Origin of the sequence: Burkholderia sp. SIMBA_062 (genome assembly GCF_046534765.1) — a bacterium.
GTDB lineage: Bacteria > Pseudomonadota > Gammaproteobacteria > Burkholderiales > Burkholderiaceae > Burkholderia > Burkholderia ambifaria.
Genome location: NZ_JAWRYD010000035.1, coordinates 1 through 15,428 on the forward strand (window position 1 = coordinate 1; position 15,428 = coordinate 15,428).

Sequence of the window (15,428 nt, forward strand, 5' to 3'; positions counted from 1 at the left end):
GTTCGGCGAGCGATTCACGCAGGCGCGTGGATAACCTGTTGTTCAACCGCCTCGCCCACAAAAATGCGGACAGGTTCTCGACGGCGAGCGGCCGGTTCCCCGGCCGCTCGCCGTCCGTCCGCTCAGGCGATCGAGCGGAACAGCCAGTAAAGTCCAGCCGCGAGTGCGATCGACGCCGGCAGCGTCAGCACCCACGCGAGCACGAGGCTGCGCACCGTGCTCCACTGCAACCCGGACCCGTTCGCCGCCATCGTGCCCGCGACGCCCGACGACAGCACGTGTGTCGTCGACACGGGCAGCCCGTACACATCGGCCGCGCCGATCGTCAGCATCGCGACGAGTTCGGCCGACGCGCCCTGTCCGTACGTCAGATGCTGCTTGCCGATTTTCTCGCCGACGGTCACGACGATCCGCTTCCAGCCGACCATCGTGCCGAGACCCAGCGCGATCGCAACGGCCACTTTCACCCAGGTCGGAATGAACTTCGTCGCGTGATCGAGCTGCTTGCGGTAGTTGTCGATCGCGAGCTTGTCGTCGGCGGCGAATGCGGGCTGACCCGCCTTCTCGATCAGGCGAATCGCTTCGGATACCAGATACATCGTGTTGCGCACGTTGTCGACGTCGCCCTGCGGCACGGCCGCCATCGAGCCCGACGAGCCGACCGCCGTCGCGAGCGACGTGGACAGTTGCTGCACGGCCGGCAGCACGGCAGGCGTCATCTCGCGGTGCTGCACGAAGTGCTCGACGTCGGCGCGCGGATTCGCGGATGGTGCGACGCCGTTCGAGTATTTCGCGAAGGTCGCGGCAGCCTGGTTCGCGACGGCGACGAAGGTCTGCGATTCGGCCGTCGTGACTGCCTTGTTCAGCGCATACGCAGTCGGCATCGTGCCGATCAGGATCAGCATGATGAGGCCCATCCCCTTCTGCCCGTCGTTCGAGCCGTGCGCGAACGACACGCCGGTACACGTGAGGATCAGCAGGCAGCGGATCCAGAACGGCGGCGGCTGATCCTTCGGCGGCTCCTTGTACAGTTCCGGAATCCGCACGACGGCCTTCAGCACGAGCAGCAGCAGCGACGCGCACAGGAAGCCGACGATCGGCGACAACAGCAGCGACTTGCCGACGCCGAGCGCCTGGCCCCAGTCGACGCCGCTCGTGCCCGACGGCCCATGCATCAGCTGGTTCATCAGCCCGACGCCGATGATCGATCCGATCAGCGTATGCGAGCTCGACGACGGCAACCCGAAGTACCAGGTCGCCAGGTTCCAGACGATCGCGGCGATCAGCAGCGCGAACACCATCGCGAAACCCGACCCGCTGCCGACCTGCAGGATCAGCTCGACCGGCAGCAGCTGCAGGATGCCGAAGGCGACGGCCCCGCTGGAAACCATCACGCCGAGGAAGTTCCACATGCCGGACCAGATCACCGCGACGTTCGGCGTCAGCGAGTGGGTGTAGATCACGGTCGCGACCGCATTCGCGGTGTCGTGGAAGCCGTTGACGAATTCGAACCCGAGCGCGATCACCAGCGCGGCGCCGAGCATCAGGTACGGGAACAGCGACCCTTCGCGCACGGGCGACAGATCGACGATCAGATGGGTGGCGATATAGACGGCGCCGGCCGCGAGTACCAGCAGAAAGACGGCATAGCCGACCTGTCGGGTACGTTCGGCGGAGCCGGCGTTATTCGCGGCGGACGAAGCAGGCTGATTCATGGCGGCATCTCGTAAGGTAACCGCAGCCGATCCTAGCTTTCGCTACCAGTCAGTTTGATGACAGTCGGGAGGACGAACCATTTTCTTACAGAGGTGTAAGGAAATGGCGTCGTCATTCTCCATATAGTGAGCAGGCGGCCTTACGCATCGGCATTGCGCCGAATGTCGTCCGTGATCGACGTCCAGCCATCTCGCGACGCGGCGAATATCGTGCACGACAGCGGCGCGACGTCGATGCGGGTCGCCGCCTTCGCGTCCATCCGGCGTACGTGCGCGATGGCCGCCCGCACGATCGCCGCATGCGTGATCGCGACGATATCGCGGTTACGTGGCAGTGCGCTCAACCATGCGCCGACGCGGCGCGCGACGTCTTCGAACGATTCACCGCCGTGCGGCGATGCGGCCGGATCGTCGAGCCACGCGCCGAGTTCGTCCGGCACCTCGCGCGCGAGGTCATGCAGCCGCTTGCCGTGCCAGTGGCCGTAGTCGACATCGCGAAGCGCGTCGTCGATGCCCGCGCGCAGCCCGAGCGCGTCGGCGGTCTGCCGCGCGCACGGTGCGGGGCTGCACAGCACGATCGCGCCGGCGGCGCCTGCGAACCGCTCGCGCAGCGCGGCAGCCTCGGCGAGCCCGGGTGCATCGAGCGGATCGTCGGCGGGAAACGCGCCGATGCGCATCGCGCGGGTCGGCGCATGCGCAACCAGGCGCAGCGAGGCAGGTTGGGTCATGTCGATGGCCGGAAAGTTCGGAACGGCCGCACCCGTGATGCGCGGGCCTTCAACACGCGAACGTTCGCACGTACAATTCGCCCGATACGAAGGGCGGAAGCCGGTGCAAGCCCGGCGCGGTCGCGCCACTGTAACCGCGGATCTTCAATCCCGGAAGCCAGACCTGTCTTCGTATTCCATCCAACATTTGTCGGGGCGCGATTCCCCTGAGGTGCATCCATGAGCGAAGCAGTGCTGAAGCCGGTCGTCGTGCCGGCGCCCATTCCCGTCCGCGAACTGTTGCCGTGGGCCATCTTCGTCGGCCTGATCCTGTTGCTCGCGCTCTATTTCGTCGGTGCGGAACAGGGGGCGACGTCGCTCGTCCCGGGCATGTACGTGCACGAGTTCGTCCACGACGGCCGCCATCTGCTCGGCTTTCCCTGCCACTGACGCGGAGTACACGATGGTCGGAAAGCTGCTCATGCGCGGGATGCTCGCAGGCATCGTCGCGGGCCTCCTCACGTTCGGTTTCGCCAGAATCGTCGGCGAACCGCAAGTCGATCAGGCAATCTCCTTCGGAGAAAAAGTCGACGCCGCCAACGGCGAAGCGCCGGAGCCCGAACTGGTCAGCCGCCACACGCAAGCCGGCGTCGGCCTGCTGACGGGTGTCGTGACTTACGGCGCGGCATTCGGCGGGCTGTTCTCGCTGGTCTTCGCGTTTGCATACGGGCGAGGCAGCCGCCTCCCGGCGCGGCCGCTCGCAGCATGGCTCGCGGCGGCGGCGTTCGTCGCGCTCGTGATCGTGCCGAGCATCAAATACCCGGCCAATCCGCCGGCGGTCGGCGACCACGACACGATCGGCTATCGCACGGGCCTGTTCTTCCTGATGATCGCGATCTCGGTCGCGACGATGGCGTTCTCGGTCAGCGTGCGTCGTCATCTGCTGGCGAAGCTCGGCCCGTGGAACGCATCGATCGTCGCGGGGCTCGCGTTCGTCGCGATCATCGCGGCCGTGCAGATCGGGCTGCCGTCGATCGATGAAGTGCCGGCCGAATTCCCGGCCGCGGTGCTGTGGAAGTTCCGCGTCGCCGCGATCGGCATGCAGGCGATCATGTGGACGACGATCGGCCTGCTGTTCGGCGCATGGGTCGAACGCGGCGAACGCACCATGCGCGCCGCCTGACGCGCATCGCATCGGGGCGCGCCTAGCGCAGCATGCGCGGCGCGCTCCACGTCGATTCGCGCGCCAGCGCGACGAATGCGGCCAGATAGTCGATCGACGCGTCCGCTTCGCGGATGCCGAGGAAGATCTGTTTCGCGATGCCCTTCTTCCCGAGCTTGACCGGCACGACCGGCATCCGGTCCGCGTATTCATCGGCAAGCCATCTCGGCAGCGCGGCCACGCCGCGCCCGCTCGCCACCATCTGCAGCATGATGTCGGTCGTCTCGATCGACTTGTGGCGCCGCGGCACGATGCCGGCCGGCGTCAGGAACTGGTTGTAAATGTCGAGCCGGTCGGTCTCGACCGGGTACGTGATCAGAACCTCGTCGGTCAGCTGCTCGGGCGTCACGTAGTCGGCGTTCGCGAACCGGTGCGCATCCGCGACCACCAGCACCTGCTCGTAATCGAACACGGGATCGAAGCGCAGCCCGGGCTTGTTCAGCGGGTCGGGCGTCACGAGCACGTCGATGTCATGGCCGAACAACGCGCCGATGCCGCCGAACTGGAAGCGCTGCTTCACGTCGACGTCGACGTCCGGCCAGCACGACAGGTACGGCGACACCACCTTCAGCAGCCACTGGTAGCACGGGTGGCATTCCATCCCGATGCGCAGCGTGCCGCGCTCGCCCTTTGCATACTGCTTCATCCGCTCCTCTGCGAGCTCGAACTGCGGCAGCAGCCGGTTCGCCAGCTTCAGCAGATACTGGCCGCCCTGCGTCAGCCGCAGGCCGCGGCCCTCCCGATCCCAGATCGGCGTGCCGAGCTGCTGCTCGATTTTCCGGACGGTATGGCTGAGCGCCGATTGCGTGAGGTGCAGCGCATTGGCGGCCGCCGTCAATGAGCCCTGGCGCTCGACTTCACGGATCACGACGAGATGGAATCGTTCCAGCATGGATATCGCTCACCCCACAAATACATGAACAAATTTAATGGATGAATGAAATAATGCCATTTTATTTCATGGGATGAAATCCCTATGATGGCTGCCGGATCTTCAATTTCTCTCTGGACGGCAGCTTCATGGTTACGACACACAACCTCGGTTTTCCGCGCATCGGCGCGAAGCGCGAACTCAAGTTCGGTCTCGAGCGCTACTGGAACGGCGAATCGTCGCGCGACGAGCTGAAGGCACTGGGCGCCGAGCTGCGCGAGCGTCACTGGAACGACCAGCGCGACCTCGATCTCGCGCCGATCGGCGATTTCTCGTTCTACGACCAGGTGCTCGACATGAGCTTTACGCTCGGCCACCTGCCGAAGCGCGTGCAAGGCTTCCACGGCGACGTGCTCGACAACTATTTCCGCGTCGCGCGCGGCCGGTCGGCGCAAGCGGCGCACGAGAATGCCGCGTGCTGCGGCGGCGTTTCCGCCGGTGAAATGACGAAGTGGTTCGACACGAACTACCACTACATCGTCCCGGAATTCCACGCGGACACGAACTTCTCGCTCGATCCGTCTCGCCTGCTTCAGCAACTGGCGCAAGCGCAGGCGCTGGGCCTCGCCGGGAAGCCGGTGATCCTCGGCCCCGTCACGTACCTGTGGCTCGGCAAGGCGAAGGACGATTCGGATCGCCTCGCGCTGCTGCCGAAGCTGTTGCCGGTGTACGGCGCGCTGCTCGACACGCTGACCGCGCAGGGCGTCGAATGGGTGCAGATCGACGAACCGATCCTCGTCACCGAGCTCGACGCCGAATGGCGTCAGGCATTGCGCACCGCGTATGCGGCGCTGGAAACGCGCCGTATCAAGCTGCTGCTCGCCACGTACTTCGGCCCGCTTCGGGACAACCTGACGCTCGCGGCGTCGCTGCCGGTCGACGGCCTGCATGTCGACGCGATCAACGCCCGCGACGAAGTCGACGCGCTCGTGCGCGAACTGCCGGCCGACCGCGTGCTGTCGGTGGGCGCGATCAACGGCCGCAACATCTGGAAGACGGACCTGAACGCGACGCTCGACTGGCTCGAGCCGCTCGCGAAGCAACTGGGCGATCGCCTGTGGATCGCGCCGTCGTGCTCGCTGCTGCACGTGCCGGTCGATCTCGCGAGCGAAGAGAAGCTCGACGCGGAGATCCGTTCGTGGCTCGCGTTCGCGCTGCAGAAGCTCGACGAACTGAAAGTGCTCGCGACGGCGCTGAATGAAGGCCGCGACAAGGTGGCCGACGCGCTTGCCGCAAACGCCGCCGCGATCGACTCGCGGCGCCGTTCGCCGCGCGTGAACAACCCGGCGGTGAAGGCCGCGATCGCGCGCATCGACGCGCAGCTCGGCAACCGCGCGAGCCCCTATGCGCAGCGCGCGCCGAAGCAGTCGGCACGCCTGAACCTGCCGGCCTTCCCGACGACGACGATCGGCTCGTTCCCGCAGACTGCCGAAATCCGCCAGGCGCGCAGCCTGTTCAAGTCCGGCGCGCTGGATGAAGCCGGCTACCGCGCGGCGATGCAGGCCGAGATCGAGCGCAGTGTGCGCGAACAGGAATCGCTCGAACTCGACGTGCTCGTGCATGGCGAAGCCGAGCGCAACGACATGGTCGAATACTTCGGCGAGCAGCTCGACGGCTACGCGTTCAGCCAGTTCGGCTGGGTGCAGTCGTACGGCTCGCGCTGCGTGAAGCCGCCGATCCTGTTCGGCGACATCAGCCGCCCGAAGGCGATGACGGTCGAATGGATTACGTACGCGCAGTCGCTGACGAACAAGCCGATGAAGGGCATGCTGACCGGGCCGGTGACGATCCTGAACTGGTCGTTCGTGCGCGACGACCAGCCGCGCTCGGTGTCGTGCTACCAGCTCGCGCTCGCGATCCGCGATGAAGTGCTCGATCTCGAGAAGGCCGGCGTGCGCGTGATCCAGATCGACGAGGCCGCGCTGCGTGAAGGGCTGCCGCTGCGCCGCGCGCAATGGGGCGAGTACCTGAAGTGGGCGGTCGAGGCGTTCCGCATCACCGCGAACGGCGTGCAGGACGACACGCAGATCCATACGCACATGTGTTATTCGGAGTTCAACGACATCATCGCGTCGATCGCCGACATGGACGCGGACGTGATCACGATCGAGACGTCGCGCTCGGACATGGAACTGCTCGACGCGTTCGACAGCTTCAGGTATCCGAACGAGATCGGGCCGGGCGTGTACGACATCCATTCGCCGAACATCCCGACGCAGGATCACATCGTCGGCCTGATGAGGAAGGCGGCCGAGCGGATTCCGGCGGAACGCCTGTGGGTGAACCCGGACTGCGGGCTGAAGACGCGCCAGTGGGCGGAAGTGATTCCGGCGCTGACGAACATGGTCGCCGCCGCGAAGACGCTGCGCAACCAGGTGCAATGATGCGCAGCGCGCAGCGCGCCTGCCGTCGCGATCGATGATCGGGTAGCAGGCGAAAAAAAGCGGCCCGCACGAGCGGGCCGCCTTTCGTCACGCTTGCTCGCGCGTTACACGGCGCGTGCGGCGCGCGGCAGCACTCGGTCCTGCTTGCCGGGCGCGCCCGCATCGTCGATGCTGACGCGGCGCGAGATCAGCCACACGCACAGCGACGACAGCACGGCGGCGCTCGTGTACTGGATCGCGAGCGGCCACCATTGCGGCGCGGCGTTCTGCGCGATCAGCGTGGCGACGAGCGGCGTCAGACCGCCGGCGATCGCGCCGCACACCTGGTACGCGATCGAGATCGCCGTGTAGCGGATGCGCGCGATGAAGATGCCGCTGACGAAACCGGCGACCACCGAGTAGTAGCCCGATTCCGCGAGCGTCGCGAGGCCGACGCCGACCGTGATCGACAGCGGCGTGCCCATATGCACGAGCGGCAGCATCACGAACGGCACGATCGCGGCCCAGGCGCCGGTGATCAGCAGCACGCGCGTCGTGCCGAAGCGCTGCGCGAGGAATGCGGCGGCGAGCTGCACGACGAACTGCAGTACGGCGACGATGGTCATGCAATGCAGCACCATCGACCGGTCGAGCGACAGGAACTGCGTCACGTAGCTGATCATGAAGATGTTGCTGAAATACACGCCGGCGATCCCGTACACGTTCGCGCCGATCGCGAGCAGCAGCAGCGGCCAGTACTTGAGCGCTTCGCGCACCGGGTTTTGCGCGGTGTTGCCGCTCTTCCTGACTTCCTCGAACTCGGGCGACTCCGACACGCTCGCGCGGATCACGAAGCCGACCACCAGCAGCACGGAACTCGCGAGGAACGGCACGCGCCAGCCCCAGCTCATCATGTCGTCTTTCGACAGCGTGCTGATCGCGCCGAACGCGAGCATCGACAGGATCAGGCCGCTCGCGCTGCCGAGCTGCGCGAACGATGCGAAGAACGTGCGCTTGCCTTCGGGCGCATGCTCGCCGGCGAGCAGCACCGCGCCGCCCCATTCGCCGCCGACCGCGATGCCTTGCAGCACGCGCATCAGCACGAGCAGGATCGGTGCGATGACGCCGGCCTGGGCGTGGGTCGGCAGCAGGCCGATCGCGACCGTCGACACGGCCATCAGCATCAGCGTCGCGAGCAGCGAACGCTTGCGGCCGAAGCGGTCGCCGAGATAGCCGAACATCACGCCGCCGAGCGGCCGCGCGAAGAAGCCGACCGCGAACGAGCCGAACGACGCGAGCAGGCTGACGAAGCGGTTTTCACCGGGAAAGAACAGCGGCCCGAACACGATGGCGGCGGCGGTCGCGTAGCTATAGAAGTCGTACCACTCGATCGTGGTGCCGACGAATGACGCGAGCGCCGCCCGCTTCGGTTGTTTGACGGAAGTCCCCATCTATTTTGTGCTCCTCTGGAATCCTCTGATTTGGAATAGGTCGCGTGGCCGGATCAGTCGCGGTATGCGACGCCGGGCAGCACGCACAGCAGCTCGTATGCGAGGTTCGCGCCGAGCAGCGCCGTGGTGCCGAACGGGTCGTACGGCGGCGCGACTTCGACGAGATCGCAGCCGACGATGTTCAGCCCCTTCGCGCCGCGGATGATCTCGAGCGCCTGCGGCACCGTGAGGCCGGCGATTTCCGGCGTGCCGGTGCCGGGCGCGTAGGCCGGATCGATGCCGTCGATGTCGAAGCTGATGTAGACGGGCGTGTCGCCGACGCGCGCGCGCACTTCCTCCATCAGCGGCGCGAGCGACTTGTTCCAGCATTCCTCGGCCTGGACGACGCGGAAGCCCTGCTCGCGGCACCAGTCGAAATCCTCCGCCGCGTAGCCGGTGCCGCGCAGGCCGATCTGCGTGACCTTGTCGCCGTGCAGCAGGCCTTCCTCGACCGCGCGGCGGAACGGCGTGCCGTGCGCGATCTTTTCGCCCATCATCGTATCGTTCACGTCGGCGTGCGCATCGACGTGGATCAATGCAACCTTGCCGTGCTTGCGGTGGATCGCGCGCAGGATCGGCAGCGCGATCGTATGGTCGCCGCCGAGCGTGATCGGCTTGCAGTCGTGCTCGAGGATCGCGTCGTATGCGGCCTCGATGCGCGCGATGGAATCGTGCAGGTTGTACGGGTTGATCGCGACGTCGCCGATGTCGGCGATCTGCAGCGAATCGAACGGCGCGGCGCGCGTGGCCATGTTGTACGGGCGCAGCAGCACGGATTCGGTGCGAATCTGGCGCGGGCCGAAGCGTGCGCCGGTGCGGTTGGAGGTGCCGAGATCGAACGGGACGCCGACGAAGCATGCGTCGAGGCCCGCGGCGCTCGCCACGTGCGGCAGGCGCATCATCGTCGCGATGCCGCCGCAGCGCGGCATTTCATTGCCGCCGAGCGGCTGGAAATGGGTGTGGTCGTTCATGGTGTCTCTTCCGATGTGGGGTTGCCGTATCATGCGACGCGGTCTGGCGCATAGTCTTACGCGTCCGACCGCAAAGAAGAATGCGAAGATATCGACGTAAACATCGATTTTCATCGATGTATGGAAGGGGAATAGCGTGCTGGGGAATCTGTCGACCCTCGATCTGCGGTTGATCCGCGTGTTTCTCGCGGTCACGGACGCGGGCGGCGTGTCGGCGGCGCAGGCGATGCTGAACGTCGGCCAGTCGACGATCAGCGCGCAGCTGTCGTCGCTCGAGACGCGGCTCGGCTACCGGCTCTGCGAGCGCGGCCGCAGCGGCTTCCGGCTCACGCCGAAGGGCGAGCGGTTCCATGCGATGAGCCGCAAGCTGCTCGCGGCGCTCGACGAATTCGGGATGGCGGCGCGGCACATGGACCGCCAACTGGTCGGCACGCTGAACATCGGCCTGATCGGCCATACGCCGATCAGCCAGAACGCGCGGATCGCCGAGGCGATCGCCGCGTTCCGCACGCGCGACCAGGCCGTGCGCTTCTCGATCTCGGTGCGCGCGCCGGGCGATCTCGAGGAGAAGCTGCTGAGCGACGAGATCCAGATCGCCGTCGGCTATTTCTGGCATCGCGTGCCGTCGCTGCATTACACGCCGCTGTTCATCGAGCGGCAGATCGCATATTGCGGCCGCGGCCATCCGCTGTTCGACGCGGCCGGCGCGCTGACGCCGGCCGACGTCGCGGGATTCGAGTGGGCGTGGCGCTCGTATCCGCTGCCGGAGGCGCAGATGTCGACGACGCCCGACCGCGTGACCGCGACCGCCGACAACATGGAGGCCGTCGCGCTGCTGATCCTGTCGGGCCATCACCTCGGCTACCTGCCGCAGCACTTCGCGGCGCCGTACGTCGCGCAGGGGCTGCTCGCGCCGCTCAATCCGGAGCAGTTGCGCTACGACGTCACGTTCCACATGGTCGTCGCTCGCGACGGGCGTGGCAATCCGCTCGTGGAGGCGTTTCTCGAGGATCTCGAACACGCGCACCAGGCGCCCGACGCCGTGTGAGGGCCGGTGGCATCAAACAGGTGAACAAGTGTCACGCAGCGGGCGGCCAACCGCCCACATCGATGCGCGTCGAAGTGACGGCGCGCGTGCGGTAACGTATCGCTCTCCACCGTTGGCCCCCCGCATCACGGCACCGGCAACCCCGCATCGTGCTTCACCTCCCGCAGCGACAGCGCGGATTCGATCGATGTCACGCCGGGCAGCATCCGCAGCGAATCGCGAATGAACGTGCCGTAGTCGTCGAGATCGCGCGCGACCACCTGCAGCAGGTAGTCGGCCGTGCCCGCGACGTTGTGGCACGCGAGGATCCGCTCGATCGCGAGCACTTCCCGTTCGAACCGGTCGGCGACCTTGCGGTCGTGCGTCGCGAACCGCACGAGCACGAACGCGACGACGCCGTAGCCGAGCGCCTGGCGCGACAGCTGCGCGCGGTAGCGCTCGATGTAGCCGTCGTTTTCGAGGCGTTTCAGGCGCCGTGCGCACGGCGTCTCGGACAGGCCGACGGAATCGGCGAGGCGCGCGATCGGCAGCCGGCCGTCGCGCTGCACCGCGGCGAGAATCGCGCGATCGGTTTTGTCGAGTTCGGTCATGTTGGCGGAATCCGTGTTGCGGTTCCAGGATTGTGGCGGATTCCGCTACGAATCGCCAGTTCAGAGCCTCAGATGGCCAATAATCCCTCCACCTCCAGCGGCAACATATCGTCATTGAAGGACGGGGGCAGACCATGATTTCCACGCATTTGCTGTTGATTTATCTCGCCGCGCTGGCGGCCATCTACGCGGTGCCGGGCCCCGACATGGCGCTCGTGCTGCAGACCAGCATCGGGCGCGGCGTGCGGCCGGGAATGGCGGCGGCGGCCGGCCTGTCGCTGTCGCGCACCGCGCACGTGACGCTGTCCGCTTGCGGCGTCGCGGCGCTGATCCGCAGCGCGCCGTGGCTGTATGAAGCGATCCGCTACGGCGGCGCGCTGTATCTCGCGTACGTCGCGATCCAGGTGTTCCGCTCGCCGGTGTTCGCGCTTGGCGACGGCGACGCGGCCGCCGCGGGCGAGCTGCGGCAGTCGTTCTTCAAGGGGCTGCTCACGAACCTGCTGAACCCGAAGGCGCTGCTGTTCTGCTCAGTGCTGCTGCCGCAATTCGTGCGGCCCGAGGCCGGGCCCGTCGTGTGGCAGATGTTCGAACTCGGTGCGATGCTGGTTGCGGCCGGCGTGTGTTTCGACCTCGCATGCGTGTTCGGCGCGTCGCGCATCGCGGCGTGGATGCGCGCGCATCCGCTCGCGCAGACGGTGCAGCGCTGGACCTTCTCGGCGGCGCTGATCGGCTTCGCGCTGCGCCTGTCGATGGACTGAGCCCCACCATCGCACCGCGTCGCGCGGATCGACACGCCGCGCGGTGCAGTGCACCAACGAACGCCGCGTGCAATGCCGGCCTTCGCGCGGGCCCCGACACGCCAGGGGGCGCGCAAAATCATCTGACTGTTCTAAACTTCCTTTGACTTCGCGCTGCCGCGAACCGACGACCGGACGGAACCGTCTGCCGCCGGCCCTGTCCGATTTCCTGGCTGTTCCGTGCAACGCCTGTGCAACGCGGTACCAAGGAGGGTCTGAACATGGCAAGGCATCTTCAAGCCGACCGTGAACCCCGTATCGTCGCCGAGTCCAAGTGTCTCGGTCAGTGCGATCCGGCAGAACGCATCCACGTCACGATGATGTTGCGGCGGCAGGAAGAAGGGCAACTCGACGCATTGGTCAATCAGCTCGCCGCTGGCGACGCCGACGCAAAACCGCTGTCGCGCGACGCCTTCGCGCAGCGTTTCTCCGCCCATCCCGACGACATTCGCAAGACCGAGGACTTCGCGCGCCGTCACCAGCTGACCGTCGATCGCGTCGATCCGGTCGAGAGCGTCGTCGTGCTGTCCGGCACGATCCAGCAGTTCGAAGCAGCATTCAGCGTGAAGCTCGAGCGTTTCGAGCATCGCTCGATCGGCCAGTACCGCGGCCGCTCGGGCCCGATCGCGCTGCCGGACGATCTCGGCGATGTCGTCACGGCCGTGCTCGGCCTCGACAGCCGGCCGCAGGCGCGGCCGCACTTCCGGCTGCGTCCGCCGTTCAAGCCCGCGCGCGGCGCCACCTCCGTCACGTTCACGCCGCCCCAGCTCGCGTCGCTGTACGGCTTTCCGTCCGGCGATGGCGCCGGGCAATGCATCGCGATCGTCGAACTCGGCGGCGGCTATCGCGCGACCGATATCCAGCAGTATTTCCGTGGGCTCGGAATCGACAAGCCGCCGACGCTCGTCGACGTGAACGTCGGCACCGGCCGCAACACGCCGACCGGCGACGCGAACGGCCCGGACGGCGAAGTGGCGCTCGACATCGAGATCGCCGGTGCGATTGCGCCCGCCGCGAAGATCGCGGTCTATTTCGCGCCGAACAGCGACGCGGGCTTCATTCAGGCCGTCAACGCGGCCGTCACCGACAAGACCAACCGGCCGTCCGTGATCTCGATCAGTTGGGGCGGCCCGGAAGCGATCTGGCAGGCGCAGTCGGCGCAGGCGTTCAACCGCGTGCTGCGGGCGGCCGCCGCGCAGGGGGTCACGGTGTGCGCGGCGTCGGGCGACAGCGGCTCGGGCGACGGGCTGCAGGACGGCGCCGATCACGTCGACTTCCCGGCGTCGAGCCCGTACGTGCTCGGTTGCGGCGGCACGCAGCTCGATGCGCTGCCGGGGCAGGGCATTCGCGGCGAGGTCACGTGGAACGACGACGCGGCCGGTGGCGGCGCCAGTGGTGGCGGCGTCAGCACGATGTTCGACGTGCCGGCCTGGCAAAAGGGGCTGACCGTCGCGCTCGCCGACGGCAGCAGCACGCCGCTCGCGAAGCGCGGCGTGCCGGACGTCGCCGGCGATGCGTCGCCGCAAACGGGTTACGAAGTGTCGATCGCGGGAACGCCCGCGGTGATGGGCGGCACGAGCGCGGTCGCGCCGCTGTGGGCCGCGCTGATCGCCCGGCTCAACGCGGCGGCCGGCGCATCGGCCGGCTGGATCAATCCCGTGCTGTACAAGCATCCGGGTGCGCTGCGCGACATCACGAAAGGCTCGAACGGCACGTATACGGCCGCGTCCGGCTGGGACGCGTGCACGGGCCTCGGCAGCCCCGACGGCGCGAAACTCGCCGCGATCCTCGCGCGCAAGCCATCGAGCTGACGCGCCGGCACAGGCCTTTCCATGTGACGCGGGTTCCCTGCCCGCGTCTTTTTTCACCTCCAGGAGCAGCACGATGGGCATCGATTCCGCATCTTCCGGCGGCGTGTATCCGCTGCATCACGGCGACCATAATTCGCATGGTGTGCCGCCGACCATCAATCCCGTCGCGCTGAGCCACGGCCGCGACCAGCCGTTCTTCGATCCGGTCGCGTACGGCAACGGCCCCGACGACTCGGTGACCGACACGACCGAAGCGGCCGCGATCACGCACCACACGATCCTGATCGGCGGCAAGCGGATGGCGTACACGGCGACGGTCGGCCATCTCGTGACGGTCGACCCGAGCAGTTCGCAGCCGGCCGCGAAGATCTTCTACGTCGCCTTCACGGCCGACGGTGCGAAGGAGGAAACGCGGCCCGTCACGTTCTTCTACAACGGCGGGCCCGGTTCGTCGTCGGTGTTCGTGCTGCTGGGCTCGTTCGCGCCGAAGCGCATCAAGACGTCGATGCCGGGGTTCACGCCGCCCGCGCCGTACCACCTCGAAGACAACCCGGACAGCATGATCGACCACAGCGACCTGGTGTTCATCAATCCGGTCGGCACCGGCTATTCGGCGGCCGTCGCGCCGAACAAGAACCGCAATTTCTGGGGCGTCGACCAGGATGCGGATTCGCTCAAGCAGTTCATCAAGCGCTACCTGACGAAGAACAACCGGTGGAATTCGCCGAAATACCTGTTCGGCGAGTCGTATGGCACCGCGCGCAGCTGCGTGCTCGCGTACAAGCTGCACGAGGACGGCGTCGACCTGAACGGCGTCACGCTGCAGTCGTCGATCCTCGACTACCGGCAGGCCGGCAACCCGGTCGGCGTGCTGCCGACCGCGGCGGCCGACGCGTGGTATCACAAGAAGCTCGGCGTCAAGCCGGCGCCGGCCGATCTCGGCGCGTTCATCGAGGAAGTCGCGCAGTTCGCGCGCACCGATTACCTGAAGGCGTTGCGCAACGTGCCGCATGCCGACCCGGCCGCCGTGCGCAAGCTGTCGGACTACACGGGCATCGACACGGCGACGCTGCAGACCTGGGGGCTCGACATCGCGGGTTACAACGCGCGCGGCAATTCGCTGTTCCTGACGACGCTGCTGCAGGCGCAGGGGCTCGCGCTCGGTTCGTACGACGGCCGCGTGACGGCTATCTCGACCGGCATCGCCGGCAAGATCGATCCGAACTCGGGCGGCAACGATCCGACGATGACGGCCGTGACGGGCGTCTATACGGCGATGTGGAACAGCTACCTGAACGAGCAGTTGAAGTTCACGTCGAACTCCGCGTTCACGGACCTGAACGACCAGGCGTTCCAGAACTGGGACTTCAGCCATATCGACCCGACCGGCGCGCAGCAGGGCATCGATGCGAAGGGGAACGTGATCCTCTACACGGCGGGCGACCTCGCCGCGGTGATGGCGCTGAACGTCGACCTGAAGGTGCTGTCGGCGAACGGCTTGTACGATTTCGTCACGCCGTTCTACCAGACCGTGATCGACCTGCAGCAGATGCCGCTCGAGGATCGGAAGGTGCGGCAGAACCTGTCCGCGCGTTTCTATCCGTCGGGGCACATGGTGTATCTCGACGGCGGTTCACGCACCGCGCTCAAGCGCGATCTCGCGACGATGTACGACGCGACGGTCAGCGACACGGGCGCCCGGCTGCGGATTCGCGCGCTGCAGGCGAAGAAGACGGGCGGGCACGCGTAGCGTAGCCCGTCGTGCACGTGCCGCGCGTGACCG

The 15,428-nt window shown here is 66.8% G+C and carries 13 protein-coding genes and 1 riboswitch; of the genes, 7 read left to right on the top strand and 6 right to left on the bottom strand.

Going from position 1 to position 15,428, the window contains the following annotated elements; all coding sequences use genetic code 11:
- Window positions 1-122: 122 nt before the first annotated feature.
- On the bottom strand, window positions 123-1,715 hold the full coding sequence (locus tag SB786_RS29005) for an inorganic phosphate transporter (RefSeq protein ID WP_410730460.1): 1,593 nt from the start codon (window positions 1,713-1,715) through the stop codon (window positions 123-125).
- A 140-nt stretch (window positions 1,716-1,855) separates the two neighbouring features.
- On the bottom strand, window positions 1,856-2,443 hold the full coding sequence (locus tag SB786_RS29010; protein WP_410730461.1) for a histidine phosphatase family protein: 588 nt from the start codon (window positions 2,441-2,443) through the stop codon (window positions 1,856-1,858).
- 43 nt (window positions 2,444-2,486) lie between these two features.
- Window positions 2,487-2,629, top strand: a riboswitch (cobalamin riboswitch).
- A gap of 33 nt (window positions 2,630-2,662) precedes the next feature.
- On the opposite strand from SB786_RS29010, the gene SB786_RS29015 reads away from it, so the two are divergent.
- Together SB786_RS29015 and SB786_RS29020 are read left to right on the top strand one after the other, a co-directional pair.
- Entirely contained in the window at window positions 2,663-2,872 is a 210-nt protein-coding gene (locus SB786_RS29015; protein WP_006752367.1) for a CbtB domain-containing protein, read from the top strand.
- Between the two features lie 13 nt (window positions 2,873-2,885).
- Window positions 2,886-3,605 carry a CbtA family protein gene (locus tag SB786_RS29020; RefSeq protein WP_105830219.1) on the top strand — a complete coding sequence of 240 codons (720 nt, stop codon included), beginning with the start codon at window positions 2,886-2,888 and terminating at the stop codon, window positions 3,603-3,605.
- Between the two features lie 22 nt (window positions 3,606-3,627).
- Here the strand turns inward: SB786_RS29020 and SB786_RS29025 are convergent, their stop codons facing one another.
- Window positions 3,628-4,536 carry a LysR family transcriptional regulator gene (locus SB786_RS29025; RefSeq protein ID WP_410730462.1) on the bottom strand — a complete coding sequence of 303 codons (909 nt, stop codon included), beginning with the start codon at window positions 4,534-4,536 and terminating at the stop codon, window positions 3,628-3,630.
- Window positions 4,537-4,664: 128 nt separating this feature from the next.
- Between SB786_RS29025 and metE the strand changes: the two genes are divergently transcribed.
- Window positions 4,665-6,959, top strand: coding sequence for a 5-methyltetrahydropteroyltriglutamate--homocysteine S-methyltransferase (gene metE / locus SB786_RS29030; RefSeq protein WP_410730463.1), 2,295 nt, complete (start codon window positions 4,665-4,667; stop codon window positions 6,957-6,959).
- Between the two features lie 104 nt (window positions 6,960-7,063).
- On the opposite strand, the gene SB786_RS29035 is transcribed toward metE, so the two are convergent.
- Both SB786_RS29035 and speB read right to left on the bottom strand, forming a co-directional pair.
- Complete coding sequence (locus SB786_RS29035; protein ID WP_410730464.1) at window positions 7,064-8,389, bottom strand: MFS transporter; 1,326 nt, start codon at window positions 8,387-8,389, stop codon at window positions 7,064-7,066.
- A 53-nt stretch (window positions 8,390-8,442) separates the two neighbouring features.
- Window positions 8,443-9,399 (bottom strand): agmatinase, encoded by a 957-nt coding sequence (speB, locus tag SB786_RS29040; RefSeq protein WP_006752372.1) that lies wholly within the window; start codon window positions 9,397-9,399, stop codon window positions 8,443-8,445.
- A 136-nt stretch (window positions 9,400-9,535) separates the two neighbouring features.
- On the opposite strand from speB, the gene SB786_RS29045 reads away from it, so the two are divergent.
- Window positions 9,536-10,447, top strand: a complete 912-nt coding sequence (locus tag SB786_RS29045) for a LysR family transcriptional regulator (protein ID WP_006758658.1) — start codon at window positions 9,536-9,538, stop codon at window positions 10,445-10,447.
- A gap of 125 nt (window positions 10,448-10,572) precedes the next feature.
- Here the strand turns inward: SB786_RS29045 and SB786_RS29050 are convergent, their stop codons facing one another.
- Window positions 10,573-11,037, bottom strand: coding sequence for an Lrp/AsnC family transcriptional regulator (locus SB786_RS29050; protein WP_006752374.1), 465 nt, complete (start codon window positions 11,035-11,037; stop codon window positions 10,573-10,575).
- A 134-nt stretch (window positions 11,038-11,171) separates the two neighbouring features.
- On the opposite strand from SB786_RS29050, the gene SB786_RS29055 reads away from it, so the two are divergent.
- The 3 genes from SB786_RS29055 to SB786_RS29065 all read left to right on the top strand — a co-directional run bounded on the left by SB786_RS29055 (window position 11,172) and on the right by SB786_RS29065 (window position 15,395).
- Window positions 11,172-11,795: a LysE family translocator gene (locus SB786_RS29055; RefSeq protein WP_006758659.1), complete on the top strand. Its 624-nt coding sequence runs from the start codon at window positions 11,172-11,174 to the stop codon at window positions 11,793-11,795.
- A 260-nt stretch (window positions 11,796-12,055) separates the two neighbouring features.
- A complete protein-coding gene (locus SB786_RS29060; RefSeq protein ID WP_410730465.1) occupies window positions 12,056-13,645 on the top strand; it encodes a protease pro-enzyme activation domain-containing protein in 1,590 nt (529 codons plus the stop codon).
- Window positions 13,646-13,718: 73 nt separating this feature from the next.
- Window positions 13,719-15,395 (top strand): S10 family peptidase, encoded by a 1,677-nt coding sequence (locus SB786_RS29065; protein ID WP_410730466.1) that lies wholly within the window; start codon window positions 13,719-13,721, stop codon window positions 15,393-15,395.
- Window positions 15,396-15,428 lie beyond the last annotated feature (33 nt).